Source organism: Lactobacillus sp. PV012 (genome assembly GCF_014522325.1).
Lineage (GTDB): Bacteria > Bacillota > Bacilli > Lactobacillales > Lactobacillaceae > Lactobacillus.
This window is the reverse complement of sequence record NZ_CP041983.1, coordinates 295,882-311,963: the sequence shown is the minus strand read 5'-3', so window position 1 is coordinate 311,963 and position 16,082 is coordinate 295,882. Positions and strand designations below refer to the sequence as shown.

Sequence of the window (16,082 nt, the reverse complement as noted above, 5' to 3'; positions counted from 1 at the left end):
AATAGATCGGTAAAATTCTGAATTTCAGCCTTTTTATCAGACTAAATTGTATATTAATTTTTAATTTTTGTCAAAGACTTTTACTTAAGGCTTTATCTTCAATTGAAAACTTTAGCTTACCTCGATTACTACCAACTTTAATTGTCTGATCAGCTTTCAGTTCGCCTTTAATAATTTGCTCTGCAATTACATCTTCCAATTCTCTTTGAATAGTACGACGTAATGGACGAGCACCCATTTCAGGATCAAAACCATTTTTTGCCAAAAGATCAAGAGCAGCTGGTGAAATCTTTAAAGTTATTTTTTGTGCAGCTAAACGTTTTTCCAATCGTTTAGTCATCAAAGAGACAATGTCTCTCAATTGTGGCTTAGTTAAACTTTCAAAGACCACTGTTTCATCAATTCGGTTTAAAAACTCTGGTCTAAAGAATTGCTTAGTAGCACCTTTTACCTTTTCAGCTTGAATCTTAGCCAAATCTTCATTTGAAGTTGAGAAACCTACTACTTTATCTTCTTGAAGTGAGCGAGATCCCAAATTAGAAGTCATGATAATAATTGTATTTCTAAAATCAACTTTTCTACCTTTTGAATCTGTCAAAAATCCTTCATCCAATACTTGTAAAAGTAGGTTAAATACTTCTGGATTTGCTTTTTCAACCTCATCAAGTAAAACAACAGAATATGGATTTCGTCTCACTTTTTCAGATAGTTGGCCACCTTCTTCATATCCCACATAACCAGGAGCTGATCCAATCAACTTGCTACTTGCAACTTGATCCATATATTCAGACATATCTACTCGAATGATATTATCTTCTGAGCCAAATACAGAATCTGCTAAAGCTTTAGCTAATTCAGTTTTACCAACACCAGTTGGCCCTAAGAATAAGAAAGAACCAATTGGACGCTTTTCATCTTTAATTCCACTTCTACTACGGCGAATTGCGCGGCTAACTGCCTCAATTGCACGATTTTGACCAATAACTCTTTTATGTAAAATATTCTCTAATTCAGCCAAACGTTTAGTTTCATTAGATCTCATTCTAGTAACTGGAACCCCAGTCCATTCAGAAACAACTTTTGCAATTTCTTCTGGCTCAACTACTGGTAATTTGTTATCTTTTTCAGATGCTAAAAGTGACTCTTGCATAGCCCTTAATTTACTTTCATGATTTCTCAATTCAGCTGCTGTAGAAAAATCTTGGCTTTCAACTGCTTCTTCTTTTTTAGCAATTGTTTCTTTTAGTGCCTTTTCAATTTCTGAAACTTTTGGATTAAGCTTTCCTTTTTCCTTGATCTTAATTGCCGCACTTGCTTCATCCATTAAGTCAATCGCTTTATCAGGTAAAAATCTATTAGGAATATAACGGGTTGATAAACTCACCGCATCCTCAATTGCCTGATCACTAATTTTTACATGATGATAACGTTCATACTTTTGCTTCAAACCTTCTAAAATATTGATTGTATCTTCTTCAGAAGGCTCACCTACTTTAACTTGTTGAAATCTTCTTGCTAAGGCAGAGTCTTTTTCAACATATTTTTGATATTCATCAAACGTAGTGGCTCCAATCATTTGAATGTCACCACGAGCTAAAGAAGGCTTTAAGATATTAGATGCATCAATTGCACCTTCAGCTCCACCAGCACCAATTAAAGTATGCATTTCATCAACAAATAAAATGACATTTCCATCCTGTTGAATTTCTTCTAGAATCTTCTTCATGCGATTCTCAAATTCACCACGATATTTAGTTCCAGCAATCAGACTTCCAATTTCTAAAGCCATTACACGCTTATTAGCTAAATCTCGAGGCACTTGGTGATTAACAATTGCACTAGCAATTCCTTGAGCTACAGCTGTTTTTCCAACCCCAGGTTCACCTACTAACACTGGGTTGTTTTTTGTCCGCCGCGATAAGATCTGAATAACACGATCAATTTCTTTATCACGTCCAATTACAGGGTCGATTCCTCCCTCTCGAGCACGTTTATTTAAATTAATACTTACATTATCCAAATTTGGTGTTTTTGATTTTCCATTTTTTTGAGTTTCATTAGGAACCCCTGGACCAAACATTTGTGGTTGAAAATCTGGTTCTTCACCAATATCATCTTTGATTTGGTCTGCTAAAAAGGCCGTATCCATTCCTAGATTTTTTAAAATTAAGCTCGCTAAAATTTGATTACTTGCTAATAGTCCCAATAAAATATGTTCAGTTCCAATTTCTCTTGAACCTACTTTGCTGGCTTTTTCTTGGGCGTATTTTAAAACTAAATTTAATCGTGGAGACATTTCCATATAAGTTACTTTGGGGCTTGAACCGTAGCCAGTGTAACGTTCAATTTCTTCCCTAACTGCCATCGGAGTTATCCCACTTGCTCGCAGTAATTTCCCTGCATTACCATCTGCTTGCATTACAAGGGCTAATAATACATGTTCAGTTCCAATTACTCGATGGTGAAAACTTTGTGCCTGTTCTCGTGCAATATCTAAAACTTCTTTTGCATTTTTACTGTAAGAATTTTCCATTTTGCACCGCCTTACTAATTTTTTATAAGTACATTTATCTTAGGTAAATATTTTACTCTTTATCTATAGTAAAAGTAAAATTTTTTATTCAAAATAATTATACCAATTCTCAAGTAATAAAAAAAACTATCCCTAACTGTGAGATAGTCTTATCGGGATAACAGGATTTGAACCTGCGACCTCTGCGTCCCGAACGCAGCGCTCTACCAAGCTAAGCCATATCCCGGTACAAAAAAAGACTCACCTTCGAAGGTAAGTCTTTACTATAGAGCGGAAGACGGGATTCGAACCCGCGACCCCCACCATGGCAAGGTGATGTTCTACCACTGAACTACTTCCGCATTACATTAATATTATAGCAGAAATAAATTCAGTTGCAAGCATTTCTAGAGTGCAATCTGTATTATTTTTCCTTCATGCTTGCAAAAACTATATTATTCGCATAATCTAATTTTTCTTTTTATACTTTGGTACAAATAAATGCTCAATCCACCCTATAGTAAAAATACTATTTGAATAATAAAATAAATTTACTATATAATAGTCAGATACTTTCTTTATTAGGATTCAATAAAAAGATAATTCCACTTCTTAATAAGATCCAAAGATTTAAAATTTACTTCTTCCTTTTTCTTTTAATAGCTTGGATAATTAACCAAATACCAAATCCTATTGATACTAAGATTAATATTGCATCTACTATCTTTAAATTATAAGTATTTGGTCTCCAACTAAGGGAAATCATAATAACCATAATATCAATAGCTACCAAAGCCATTATTTTTTTCTGAGTCATCACTTATCTCTCCTTAAGAATTACTCAACTATATGTTTCCTCCTCAATTCACTTATATTATATATCTTATTTGAAATCGATTTTAAATAAGATACCTTACGAATCATAATACTTTCCTATATCAAAGTTATAGTTCAGCAAAAAACCTCTCTTATCTATGCTTAATCGCACATTAAGAGAGGTTTATTTTGTCAAATTTTTTACCTATCCTAATCCAAATGGTGTAAATCTGGTGTATACACCATTATTTTTAACAAAATTAGAATTCAAAAATTGACCTTCTATTTAATATTTAAAATGGCTAAAAAGCTTATTTATCGCCTTTTTTAGCTTTTTCTTTCAAATCTGCTTGCACTTCTGCGTCAACGTCTTCAACTTTTTCAGGACGCATTGTTGGGAATAACAAAACATCACGAATAGCAGGTGCATCAGTTAAAAGCATAGTTAAACGATCAATACCGATTCCCAAACCACCAGTAGGAGGCATACCAAATTCCATGGCACGGATGTAATCTTCATCAATCATATCAGCTTCATCATTACCAGCTTCACGTTCTGCCATTTGATCTTCAAAACGGTGACGTTGATCCACTGGATCATTTAATTCTGAGAAAGCATTACCATATTCGGTACCCATAATAAAGATTTCAAAACGATCAGTAAATCTTGGATCATCAGCATTCTTCTTAGCAAGTGGTGACACTTCTACTGGGTGACCATAAACAAAAGTTGGGTTAACAATAGTCTTTTCACCAAACTCTTCAAAGAAGGCATTGATAATATGACCAACTTTCCAGAAAGGTTCAACATGAATACCATGTTCTTCTGCAACTTTTTTAGCTTCATCTAAAGTCATTGGTTGCCAGAAATCAACACCAGTTTGTTCCTTAATTAAGTCAACCATGTGAACACGGCGGAATGGCTTACCTAAATCAAGTTCAGTTCCTTGGTAGGTAATCTTGCCATCATCAGTAACTACACTAGCAGCTGCTTTAATAATTCCTTCTGCTTCATCCATTACATCATGGAAGTCCCAGTATGCTGCATAAGTTTCAAGCTCAGTAAATTCTGGATTGTGACGAGTATCAACACCTTCATTTCTGAATACTCGACCAATTTCATAAACTCTTTCCATTCCCCCAACAATTAAACGCTTCAAAGGAAGTTCTAGGGCAATTCTCATATAGAGACTAATATCTAAAGCATTGTGGTGAGTGATAAACGGACGAGCTTCTGCACCACCAGGGATGTTATGAAGAACTGGAGTTTCAACTTCTAAGAAATCGCGACTATCTAAGTAATTACGGATAGCCTTGATAATCTTAGTACGGTTAACAAAACGTTCGTAACTTTCATGATTAGTAATAAGATCTAAGTAACGTTGACGATAAATTTGTTCAACATCTTTTAATCCATCCCATTTATTAGGTAATGGACGAAGAGCCTTAGATAAGAAAGTAACGTGAGTAGCACGAATAGTTAATTCTCCAGTATCGGTTTTCATTACTTCACCATCGATACCAAGAAAATCACCAATATCAGATTTCTTAAAGATCTTGTAGTTTTCTTCTCCTACAATATCTTTACGCACGTAAATTTGAATCTTACCAGTTCGATCGTAAATATCCGCAAATCCCACTTTACCTTTACCACGTTTTGCAAGCATACGACCTGCAACTTTGGTCTTAGGCATATCTGCATTTAATTCATCTTTATCTTCAGCAGAGTACTTTTCATTTAAAGTCTTTGCTAAATCTTGACGATCAAATTTTCTTACGCCAAAAGGTTCAATTCCATTTTCGCGCATTTCTTCCATCTTCTCGCGACGAACGATAAGTTGGTCATTCATCTCATTTTTTGCCACTGTTAAAACTCCTTTAACTTTATTTTTGCTTCTGACTTGCTTCATACTTTTCTACAAAGTTATCTAGTAAATCAAAAACCTCTTTTTTAGTCCATACATCATTTATTTTAGCACGTGTACGAGCCGAACGGGGAACTCCTTTTAAATAATAAGCTGCTTGGCGGCGAAATTCTGGTACGGCAATCTTTTCACCTTTTAATTCTACCAAACCATTGAGTTGATTTTTAGCAGTTTCAACTTTTTCTGCCACAGTTTGCGGAGGTAATTTTTCCCCTGTTTCAAGATAATGTTCAATATCTTTCAAAATCCAAGGATTACCTAAAGCAGCTCGACCTACCATTACAGCAGTAGCTCCTACTTCATCAATCATTTGTTTAGCTTTTTCTGGGCTCGTTACATCCCCATTACCAATAAATGGAATTGTTAAATGGTCTGCGACTTCCTTTAAAATTCCCCAGTCAGCTTCACCCATATACATTTGCTTGCGCGTTCTACCATGCATGGCAACTGCACTAGCTCCTGCTTCTTGTGCAGCTAGTGCATTTTCTACTGCAAAAACATGCTTACTATCCCAACCAGTACGCATTTTAACTGTGACTGGTTTATCTACATTACGCACAACTGCTCGCACCATTTGATAAATTTTATTAGGATCAAGCAACCAACGCGCACCAGCATCAGTTTTTGTTACTTTTGGTACTGGGCAACCCATATTAATATTAATAATATCTGCTGCAGTATGAGTATCAACATAGTGAGCTGCTTGAACCAAAGTTTCTTCACTACCACCAAAAATCTGAATACTCATCGGATGTTCTCGCGGATCAACTTGAAGCATACTTAAAGTTTTTTTGTTACCATGAAGAATTCCACGATCTGAAATCATTTCACAAACAACTAGCCCTGCACCAAATTCTTTACTTACAACCCTAAACGCTGCATTTGAAATTCCCGCCATTGGTGCCACTACAACTCGATTAGGAATTTCTATATCGCGAATTTTCCAACTTTGATCCATAATTCACCTTCCTTATAAAATTCACTTACTAATAATAATCAATATCCTAACATAATCCTTAATTCATTGCTAGTGAGTCAAAACTAGTCTTCTTTTTGCTTTTTCAAGATTTCCTTTAATTCATCTTCACTATAGTGATATTTGTCTTCACAAAATTGACAGGTTAACTCTGCTCCGTGATCTTCTTCGATCATTTCTTTAAGTTGCTTAGGCTTTAAAGTAGCCAATATTTCTGCATATTTTTCTTTGGAACAATCACATTCAAAGGCTACAGGTTCTTTATCTAAAATTTTACAATCTTCGCCTAAAATCTTTTTCGCTAACTCTTCAGGTGTTACACCATCAAGCATTAATGTAGAAAGATGTGGTAATTCCTTGATCTTCTTTTCAACCTTACTTAATAACTCATCACTTGCACCTGGTAATGCTTGTAACATAAAACCGCCTGCAGCTCCGATTGTGTTATTAGGATTTACAAATACAGAAAGACCAACTGCGGAAGGAATTTGTTCAGACTTTGCCAAATAGTAAGTAAAATCTTCAGCAATTTCTCCCGATACAATTGGCACTTGGCCTGTATATGGTTCTTTTAAGCCCATATCTTTAGTCACTTGTAACCAACCTTGTCCTACTGCCTTGGCAACATTAATGTGGCCATCTGCTTTTGGTGGTAAAGCTATATGAGGATTTTGAATATAACCTTTAACTTTTAAATCGGAAGTAGTGGTAACAATTGTAGCACCAACTGGTCCATTTCCTAAAAGGCGTACAGTTAGTTCACTATCATTTTTTAGTAAAGCTCCACCTAAAAGTAAGCTTCCCAACATGGTTCTACCTAACACAGCAGAAGAAGCACTCCAAGTATCATGACGTTTTTGAGCTTCACTTACAACATCTTTTGCACTGATAGTAAGTAAACGTAAATTTTTAGTTTTATCAATTGCCTTTACTAAATAATCACTCATTAAATATATCCTTTCTCAAAAAAATAGAGCCTTTATCGGCTCTATTTTACACTTAATTTTGATCATCAGTTTTGTCTGATTTATCTTTTTCATTGTTATCTTCATGTGAGTCTGACTCACTGTTAGAAGATTTTTCAGATGGTGGATTAAGTGGAATATCGTTGATATTACGATCATCATCTGGAAGAGGATGAATATTCTTTTTGTCATCTTCTTCTTGAACTTTTTCTTCATGAAGAGCTTGTTTTTTCCGCAGCAGCTTTTGCTTGTTCAAAAGTTGTTGGCGTATTTTCACTTGGAAATTCATTTTCACTATCTTCAGGCATTTTACCAGTTTTGTATAATGAAAGAATTTGCTTTTCATTCAAGGTTTCATACTTAAGCAAAGCAGCAGCAATAGCATGGTGAATTTCTCGATTATTGTTAATGATTTCTTTAGCAGTTTCGTAACCTTGGTTAAGAAGTGCTTCAATAGTATCATCAATTTTTGCTGCAGTAGCTTCACTGTAAGGCTTAGTACCATATGGGGTTTGCATACTTGGAGATTCAAGTTCTGCCATACCAACATCTGTCATTCCATATTGGGTAACCATTCCACGAGCAATATTAGTTGCTTGTTCAAAGTCATTTGAAGCACCAGTAGATTTTTCACCAACTGCAATTTCTTCACCAGCACGTCCACCCATGAAACCAGCGATTTGTTCCATTAATTGCTTCTTCGTTAAAAGATTTTGATCTTCTTTTGGAAGCATAATGTTATATCCGCCTGCACGTCCACGAGGTACAATAGTTACCTTACGAACAGTTCTAGAATCACTTAATACCAATCCTACAATTGCATGTCCAGCTTCATGGTAAGCCACACGCTTACGATCAGCTGCAGAAATAACAGTATCCTTCTTAGCTGGTCCCGCAATTACACGATCTTCTGCTTCATCAATATCAGCTGCGGTAATTTGTTTATTATCACGTCTTGCAGCAACTAAAGCAGCTTCATTAAGAAGGTTTTCTAGATCAGCTCCTACAAATCCAGGAGTCTGACGCGCAATTTCCTTTAAGTCAACATTACTTGCTAAAGGCTTATTACGTGCATGTACCTTTAAAATTGCTTCACGTCCTCTAACATCTGGACGGCCAACTAAAACTTTTCTATCAAAACGACCTGGACGCAATAATGCTGGGTCTAAAACATCGGAGCGGTTTGTAGCTGCAATAACAATTACACCTTCATCACCGTCAAATCCATCCATTTCAACAAGTAATTGGTTAAGAGTCTGTTCACGTTCATCGTGACCACCATTCATCCCATTACCACGTTTACGACCAACGGCATCAATTTCATCAATGAAAATTATACTTGGAGCATTCTTTTTGGCAGTTTCAAATAAATCACGCACACGAGAAGCACCAACCCCAACAAACATTTCCACAAAGTCAGAACCTGAAATTGAGTAAAATGGTACCCCTGCTTCACCGGCAACTGCACGTGCTAATAAAGTTTTACCAGTACCAGGAGGTCCTTCAAGTAAAACACCAGCTGGAATACGTGCTCCTAATTTAGTAAATTTTGATGGATTTTTTAAAAATTCAACAATTTCTACTAATTCTTGCTTTTCTTCTTCTTCACCAGCAACATCTGAGAAACGAACTTTATTTTTTGATGGGTCTTGTGGTTTAATTTGCGTCTTTCCAAAACTCATCATACCGCGGCCTCTACCAGCACCACCAGTTTGGTTCATCATCATCCATAGCATTACGATGAAGATAATGGTAGGAACAAGCATTACTAAGGTAGAAATCCAAGTCCCAGACTGAGATTCTCCTTGCCCTGAAATTGCTGTACCATTTTGCTGAGCTGCCTTTGATACTTCACTAACCATTGAATTATCTTGAAGCATCGTAGTACTAAAGTTAGTTACTTTTCCTTTAGAACTAGATCCACCTAATAAAGAAAAAGTATTATTATTTTGATTTTTGGCAGTTTGAGCTTTTTTAAATGTACCCGTTACAGTGTATACACCATTCGCTGGTTGTATATTGAAACTCTTGACCTTTCCAGCTTTCAAATCCTTTAAGAATTCAGAATAGCGGATATTTTCACTAGATGAGCCACTTCCTGAGCCACCCATCGCCCAATTAATTCCAGCCAAGAGTACTACGAATACTAAGATGTAGAAAAGACCATTTGAAAATAGCCTATTTCTTTTATTTTTCATATAAAACCTCCGCAGGATACTCTAGAATTACTTTCAAAATTTTACCATAAATTTACCATAATCCCTAATTAATTAATTTATTCTTTAAAGAATATACATAATATTTCTTATAGCTCTTATCATAATTTTGGTTCTGATAAACATTTTGAATATATTTTATCTGATTATTTGCAAAAATTACCAAACAAAAAGGACGTAAAAAACTAGGAATACTATTTTCTGCAAACTTTTTTTTGGGCTTAACCTTTTGACCGTTTGCTAAATTTAGTCGCATTCCTGGCATTAATTCCCCAATACTAAAATTAGAATCAGCTGCAGTAAAAAATACACCTATTTTTTCTAAATTTTTATCTTTAAGTTCTTGATTTGCAATCATGTACATATTATTTTGCCACTTAAATGGTGTATTTATCAACACTTTTGCCCGGGACATTTTCTTTTTTACGAATTTATCTTCTTTATACAAGTAATAATAACCTCGATAAGCGGTATAACTATACCCATTTTTAGTTTGCGCACTATTTCTTTCACTAAATGAAACTTGCTTACCAAAGTGTTTCTTAATTAAATAAGAAAAATAATCTAGTCTTAAGGACTCATCAAATCCTGCTAGTTCTTCTTCTTTTATTCTTAATGTTCCTAAAAAAATTTCGTATTTAATTTTTCTAAAAAGTAACTCTCTTTCTTTCATCAGAGTAGCCATTTCTTTTAAAAAACGATTCCCATTCTTTAAAAGCAATTTATTCTCATTTTTTAATTTTGGAACTACATGATGACGCAAACGATTACGAATAATATTATCTTCAGCATTTGTTTGATCATTTATAAACTCTAATTTTTCTTTTTTATCATATTCCAGTAGCTGCTCTTTGGAATACGTCAATAATGGCCTAACTAAAAGAAAGTTTTCCCAAAGGCGAACTGGTTTTAAACTACTCATTTCTCTTGGATCACCTGAGCGAGTTAATTTCAATAAAATTGTTTCAAATAAATCATCTCCATGGTGAGCAGTTAAAACATAATCAATCTGTTCTTGACTAGCTACTTTCTTTAAAAAGCTATATCTTACTTTTCTCGCCTTTTCCTCAATTCCTGTGCTAGGATGATCTTTTTTATCCCATTTAGTTTCAAAAAATGGAAGTTTATATTTTTGACAATAAGCAGTTAAAACTTCACTTTCTAAATAACTATCTGCCCGTAACTGATGATCTAAGTGTGCTATCACAAGCTTACGAGGATTCAATTTTCTTATTAAATCAACCAAAGCCATCGAATCTGGTCCACCACTTGCTGCAACCAAAATATTTTTATCTTTGTAATCTAAATTATTGTCATTAAAAAACTTTTCTAAATTTATCATTTAATTTCCTTATGGAAAAAGCGATCCCTGAAGGATCACTTTCAACTTTTCTGAAGACTTGATATTTTCTTATCTGCTTCATTTATTACTTCTTCTAATGTTTTGGAGAAATTTTCTTGATGGTTAAATTGATTAGTTGGATCAACTAAATCTGGATTATTTACTTGTTTTAAGGATAAAGCCAATTTTCCATCTTTATTATTTATTACTACTACTCTGAGTTCTTGGCCCTTTTCGTATTTAGCTTGAATGTTTTTCCAATCATTACCAAACTCTTTGTAATAAATTAAACCATGATGCTTCTTGTCTAAAGTAACAAAAATTCCTGTTTTTGTAATGTTATTAACTTTACCGTTAACACGTAAACCAATTTTATATTTCATAATTTAATCATTATCCTGAGGTTCAGGAATATTATAAATTTGTTCTCCCTTTTTGAATAATATAATTTGTAACGAATCCACTTTTCAAGATAATCAGTCTCCTTAAGATTCTTTTCCTGAGTCTTAAGTTTAGTATTTGTTTTATCAACCTGATCTAATTTTATCTTACTAGCAGAAATTTGTTGATTAAGCTGATTTGTCTTAGATTTTAGATGTAATAAATTTAGACACCCAATAATAATTAAAAATGAAAAAATAGCTATAATCCAGCTTCTTCGAATTCGATGCCTTTCTTTTATCTTTCGCCTAGCTTGTTTTTGCATTTTTTCCCACTTAACATCCTCAGTAGGACCATTATAAATTCTTGGGCCTTTTTTTACCACGTTCTTCACCGTCCTTATTCAAAATCTTACTCTCTCCATCTTTCACAAGTGTAACTATAACATTTAACACCTAAAATGTCATTAATCGATTAATTCATATAAATCACTTGCTTCTGCCTTTTTGGTAGTATCTCTGATATCAACTACCTTTGCTTTCAAGACCTTCGTTCCAAAGCCAATTTCAATTGTATCTCCTAGCTTGACATCATAACTAGACTTTACAACTTTATCATTGACCTTTACTCTTCCTTTATCAGCCATCTCTTTAGCCACTGTTCTTCTCTTAACTAAACGAGAAACCTTTAAAAATTTATCTAAACGCATCTATTTATTTCCTTCTTCTTGTTCTAAAATTTCCGAACTTGCAGATAAAAATGTTGTAAGTTCTTTAAACAATTGTCTTGTAGAAGTTTTCTTTTCTACTTCAAGCATTACATTTAATCTTTCTTGCGGATCATTATTTACTCGAGCACGTAGATTAACATTTTCTAAAGCCTTAAAGACATTTGGCCCCTCTAAATGTCTACTAGCTTCTTTATCAAAAATAATATGAACTTTATCATCTTTTTGCTCAATAGTTAAAACTTGGGCATAATCTGCAATTGCTTTAATTGCAGAAACATTTAGTAAGTTTTCAACAGGAAGTGGATAATCACCAAAACGATCTATTAAATCATCTGAGATTTCATCAGCATCACTTTTAGTTTGAATTGCTTTAATTTTTTTATAAAATTCAATTTTTTGTTCTTGATCTTCAATATAATCATCTGGAATATAAGCTTCAAGATTAAATTGAACCTCAGCATTAGTCTTAGGCAATTGCTTTTTCCCTTGGCGCTTTTTAATAGATTCATCAAGCATTTGGGCATACAAATCATATCCCACACTATCAATAAATCCATGTTGCTGTTTTCCTAACATATTTCCTGCACCACGAATTGAAAGATCTCTCATCGCAATCTTAAAGCCTGAACCTAACTCAGTAAAGTCTTTGATTGCACCTAATCTTTTCTCTCCTACCTCAGTTAACACCTTATTTTGACGATATAAAAAGTAGGCATAAGCCAGGCGAGCGCTTCGCCCAATTCGACCACGTAATTGATAAAGTTGACTTAAGCCATAATGATCAGCATCTTCAACAATTAAAGTATTTGCATTCGGCATATCTACACCTGTTTCAATAATTGTTGTGGTTACTAAAACATCAAATTCATTTTTAACAAAGCGATACATAATATCTTCAAGTTGATTTTCACTCATTCTCCCATGAATGAATTCAATTTTTGCTTCTGGAACTAATTCTTGCAATTGACTTACTGTTTTGTCAATATCCCCTACGCGATTATGTAAATAGAACACTTGGCCGTTTCGCTTCATTTCTCGTAAAATTGCTTCTCGGACCACACTCTTATTTTCTTCCATTACATAAGTTTGTACTGGATACCGATTAGTTGGGGCTGTCTCCATTACTGATAAATCACGCACACCAACCATCGACATATGAAGCGTTCTTGGAATTGGTGTTGCGGTTAAAGTTAGTACATCAATATTAGATTTTAATTCCTTTAATCGTTCTTTATGCTTAACACCAAATCGTTGTTCTTCATCAACAATCAATAAGCCTAAATCTTTAAATTCGACATCTTTTGATAAAACTCTATGCGTTCCCACAAGAATATCAATTTTCCCAGCTTTTAAATCAGCAATTATTTGTTTAACTTCACTTGCAGATTGAAAACGTGACAAAAGAGCAACCCGGACTGGAAAATCCTTATACCTATCTTGCATTGTTTCAAAGTGTTGCTGAGCCAAAATTGTTGTTGGAGCTAAAAAGGCTACCTGTTTATTATCTCTTACTGCTTTAAACGCAGCACGAATTGCCACTTCTGTCTTACCAAACCCAACATCCCCCACCAGCAAACGATCCATTGGTTTAGTACTTTCCATATCTTGTTTAATTTCTTTGATTGAACGCAATTGATCCGGAGTTTCTTGGTAAGGAAAAGAAGCTTCAAATTCTTTCTGTAATTCATCATCTGGGCTAAACGCAAAACCCTTTTCTGCCTCTCGTTTTGCATAAAGCTCCACTAAATCATCCGCAATATCTTCAACTTTTGCTTGAACCTTACGCTTTGTTTTAGCCCATTCGCTACTTCCTAACTTATTAACTCGAGGTACTTTTCCTTCAGAAGCAACATATTTTTGAACTAAGCCTAACTGATCAGCCGGTACGAATAATTGATCATGATTTTGATAGGTAATGGTAATATAGTCTCTCTTTTTACCATTATTATCTAGAGTTTTTATTCCCTCAAAGCGACCAATACCATGATTTACATGCACAACATAATCACCAGGTTTTAATTCATTATAGCTACGTAAACGTTGTGCATTTTCAAGCGTTCTAACTTTACGCTGTACCTTTTTTTGTTGATTAAATAATTCTCGCTCAGTCAAGTAAACTAAATTGACACTTGGTAAGCCAAACCCATTAACCAAATTGCCAACCATAATTTGAGTTTTTCCTGGTAAAATTTTATCTTTAGCTACAATTGGAATATCGAGCCCATAATCAATCATAGTTTGATTAATTTCACGTGCTCTTTGCTTGCTATCTGCTTGTAAAATTACTGTTTGCTTTTCTTTATGAAAACTAGTCAATTCAGATTTAATTAGAGGCATTTGACTAAAAAATTGCTGTGGCTGTCGGGTAGTAATATTAGCAAGCTGATCTAGTTTTAAACGTCCCAGTCCTTTTTGAAAAATCGAGAAGTAAACTCGAACTTGTTTAGCATGATTCAAGACTTTCTTAAAATCAAGCCGTAATTTTTGTCTAGCTAGCATTGCTCCTGCAGCCACTTCTTCTTTTAAAAATTCCTGGTTACGCTGGTCAATGTCAGTGATATTTTTTCTTAACAAATTCCAATCATCATACAAAACAATTCCAGACTCTGCTAAATAATCTACCAAACTAAAGGACTTGGCCAATAAATAATCTACTAAAAATGAAGAGTTTTCAGGAAGTTGGCCTTTTTCTAATGCTTCTAAACTTAACTCAAAATGATTGTTTACTGCTTGTAAATCAGCAGGAGACTTTTTAATATCTTCTTTGATCTGCTTTACTGCTCGCTCAAAATCTTCTTTGTGATAAATTCGATCTAGTGCTGGAGCAACTGTAATCGTCTCTACTTCATCTAAGCTACGTTGAGTAGCAACATCAAATTCTTTAAGGGTGTCAATTTCATCACCAAAAAATTCAATTCTAACAGGATTTTCTCTATCTAATGGATAAATGTCAACAATATCACCACGAATTGCAAATTCTCCTGGCTTAGCTACAATACTTTCACGCTGATAACCTACATTAGTCAACCACTTAGAAAGTTCCTGTAAATCATACTCTTTTTCTGGCTTAAAGACTTTTGCCCCCGCTTTAAATTCAGCCGGATCTGAGAGTTGGTATTGCAGTGCTTGAGGAGTGATGACAATAACGCCAGGACGTCCACTATTTAAAAAATTTAGCGTTTTTAAACGCTGACTAAGTTCATCAGGAGAGGCAACTGCCGCTTGTGTAGCAATTGTTGCATCGATTGGAAATGTATGAACAATCTCTTCTCCTAAAATACTGCTAAGTTCATTTGCAAGTCGCTGCGCTTTGTCTTCATTTTCTTCAACAACCATTAATGGCTGCTGAAGTTTATTCATCATTTGCTTAATTATAGGAGCTTGCGATACTTCGTTTACTCCCGTCAAAAGTGAACGATTAGACCCAGGAATTTTTTCAATAAAGTTATTTAGTGTCTTATCTTCTGCAACAATGTCTGAAACTTGCATAATTAACTCCAGTTCTTAATTATAACGATTCATTAAGTATTGAGTGCTCTTACCATCAATAAAATCTTCAATAATTTGATCACTTATATCTAAAGCTTTATCAATAGCTTTTTGATCTTCTCCTTTAAACGGTGTCAATACCCACGAAACCACACTCTCTTTTGCAGGGTGCTGAATTCCAATTTTTAAACGATTAAAATTACTTGTTCCTAATAATGCGATAATACTTTTTATTCCATTATGGCCACCAGATTTTCCACTCGCTCTTACTCGAATTTTACCTACCGGCATGTCCATATCATCTTGAATAACTAAAATATCTTCAGGTTTAATTTTAAAAAAGTTAGTAACTTGTGCAATTGATTTCCCAGAATCATTCATATAAGTTTGAGGTTCTAAGATAACAACATCTTCACCCTTAATTTTTTGTTTAGTCCAGTGGCCCAAAAATTTTTCCTTATCGAGTTTCAGATTATTTTTTTCAAGATAGTGGTCAATAGCCATAAATCCAGTATTGTGCTTTGTTTTATCGTATTTTGCTCCAGGATTTCCTAATCCTACAATTAATTTCATAATTACGCCATCCTTTTTTCTTAGTGTGAAAATTATAACATATTCTCTCTCTTTCCTTCTTATTCACCACTTTTTAAGAAGGTTTTCAACTTTTTTGAGAAATTATTTAGCATATTCGCTCTAGAATGATATAATTTATATTGTTAAATCTATCACT

At 34.2% G+C, this 16,082-nt stretch carries 11 protein-coding genes, 2 tRNA genes and 1 pseudogene; all 14 read right to left on the bottom strand.

Translation table 11 applies throughout. The annotated features are described in order from the left end of the window. Positions 1 to 70: 70 nt before the first annotated feature. Complete coding sequence (locus FP433_RS01455) at positions 71 to 2,533, bottom strand: ATP-dependent Clp protease ATP-binding subunit (RefSeq protein ID WP_265486882.1); 2,463 nt, start codon at positions 2,531 to 2,533, stop codon at positions 71 to 73. 152 nt (positions 2,534 to 2,685) lie between these two features. Next, positions 2,686 to 2,759, bottom strand: a tRNA-Pro gene (locus FP433_RS01450). A 43-nt stretch (positions 2,760 to 2,802) separates the two neighbouring features. Next, positions 2,803 to 2,874 (bottom strand) — tRNA-Gly (locus tag FP433_RS01445). A 275-nt stretch (positions 2,875 to 3,149) separates the two neighbouring features. Then, positions 3,150 to 3,329, bottom strand: a complete 180-nt coding sequence (locus tag FP433_RS01440) for a hypothetical protein (protein WP_265486880.1) — start codon at positions 3,327 to 3,329, stop codon at positions 3,150 to 3,152. A 310-nt stretch (positions 3,330 to 3,639) separates the two neighbouring features. Next, positions 3,640 to 5,193 (bottom strand): lysine--tRNA ligase, encoded by a 1,554-nt coding sequence (gene lysS, locus FP433_RS01435; protein ID WP_265486878.1) that lies wholly within the window; start codon positions 5,191 to 5,193, stop codon positions 3,640 to 3,642. Positions 5,194 to 5,212: 19 nt separating this feature from the next. Continuing rightward, complete coding sequence (gene dusB, locus FP433_RS01430) at positions 5,213 to 6,214, bottom strand: tRNA dihydrouridine synthase DusB (RefSeq protein ID WP_265487237.1); 1,002 nt, start codon at positions 6,212 to 6,214, stop codon at positions 5,213 to 5,215. An 80-nt stretch (positions 6,215 to 6,294) separates the two neighbouring features. Next, the gene (hslO, locus tag FP433_RS01425; protein WP_265486876.1) at positions 6,295 to 7,176 is read right to left on the bottom strand and encodes an Hsp33 family molecular chaperone HslO; all 882 of its coding nucleotides are present in this window, start codon (positions 7,174 to 7,176) and stop codon (positions 6,295 to 6,297) included. Between the two features lie 52 nt (positions 7,177 to 7,228). Next, positions 7,229 to 9,392, bottom strand: a pseudogene (gene ftsH, locus FP433_RS01415) (ATP-dependent zinc metalloprotease FtsH). Between the two features lie 64 nt (positions 9,393 to 9,456). Continuing rightward, positions 9,457 to 10,752: a tRNA lysidine(34) synthetase TilS gene (tilS, locus tag FP433_RS01410; protein ID WP_265486869.1), complete on the bottom strand. Its 1,296-nt coding sequence runs from the start codon at positions 10,750 to 10,752 to the stop codon at positions 9,457 to 9,459. 41 nt (positions 10,753 to 10,793) lie between these two features. Continuing rightward, on the bottom strand, positions 10,794 to 11,135 hold the full coding sequence (locus FP433_RS01405; RefSeq protein ID WP_265483532.1) for a S1 RNA-binding domain-containing protein: 342 nt from the start codon (positions 11,133 to 11,135) through the stop codon (positions 10,794 to 10,796). Further along, positions 11,132 to 11,458, bottom strand: a complete 327-nt coding sequence (locus tag FP433_RS07530) for a septum formation initiator family protein (protein ID WP_416202979.1) — start codon at positions 11,456 to 11,458, stop codon at positions 11,132 to 11,134. Before FP433_RS07530 ends, FP433_RS01405 begins: the two co-directional genes overlap by 4 nt. Positions 11,459 to 11,599: 141 nt before the next feature. Beyond that, positions 11,600 to 11,842 carry an RNA-binding S4 domain-containing protein gene (locus FP433_RS01400; protein ID WP_265483534.1) on the bottom strand — a complete coding sequence of 81 codons (243 nt, stop codon included), beginning with the start codon at positions 11,840 to 11,842 and terminating at the stop codon, positions 11,600 to 11,602. After that, positions 11,843 to 15,352 carry a transcription-repair coupling factor gene (gene mfd / locus FP433_RS01395; protein ID WP_265486867.1) on the bottom strand — a complete coding sequence of 1,170 codons (3,510 nt, stop codon included), beginning with the start codon at positions 15,350 to 15,352 and terminating at the stop codon, positions 11,843 to 11,845. Between the two features lie 15 nt (positions 15,353 to 15,367). Then, positions 15,368 to 15,925 carry an aminoacyl-tRNA hydrolase gene (gene pth / locus FP433_RS01390; RefSeq protein ID WP_265483535.1) on the bottom strand — a complete coding sequence of 186 codons (558 nt, stop codon included), beginning with the start codon at positions 15,923 to 15,925 and terminating at the stop codon, positions 15,368 to 15,370. Positions 15,926 to 16,082: the final 157 nt, after the last annotated feature.

What these genes read in the sequence shown, in the direction of transcription:
- FP433_RS01455 (WP_265486882.1), bottom strand. Translation starts at nt 2,533, where the DNA reads ATGGAAAATTCTTACAGTAAAAATGCAAAAGAAGTTTTAGATATTGCA.
- FP433_RS01440 (WP_265486880.1), bottom strand. Translation starts at nt 3,329, where the DNA reads ATGACTCAGAAAAAAATAATGGCTTTGGTAGCTATTGATATTATGGTT.
- hslO (WP_265486876.1), bottom strand. Translation starts at nt 7,176, where the DNA reads ATGAGTGATTATTTAGTAAAGGCAATTGATAAAACTAAAAATTTACGT.
- tilS (WP_265486869.1), bottom strand. Translation starts at nt 10,752, where the DNA reads ATGATAAATTTAGAAAAGTTTTTTAATGACAATAATTTAGATTACAAA.
- FP433_RS01405 (WP_265483532.1), bottom strand. Translation starts at nt 11,135, where the DNA reads ATGAAATATAAAATTGGTTTACGTGTTAACGGTAAAGTTAATAACATT.
- FP433_RS07530 (WP_416202979.1), bottom strand. Translation starts at nt 11,458, where the DNA reads ATGCAAAAACAAGCTAGGCGAAAGATAAAAGAAAGGCATCGAATTCGA.
- FP433_RS01400 (WP_265483534.1), bottom strand. Translation starts at nt 11,842, where the DNA reads ATGCGTTTAGATAAATTTTTAAAGGTTTCTCGTTTAGTTAAGAGAAGA.
- mfd (WP_265486867.1), bottom strand. Translation starts at nt 15,352, where the DNA reads ATGCAAGTTTCAGACATTGTTGCAGAAGATAAGACACTAAATAACTTT.
- pth (WP_265483535.1), bottom strand. Translation starts at nt 15,925, where the DNA reads ATGAAATTAATTGTAGGATTAGGAAATCCTGGAGCAAAATACGATAAA.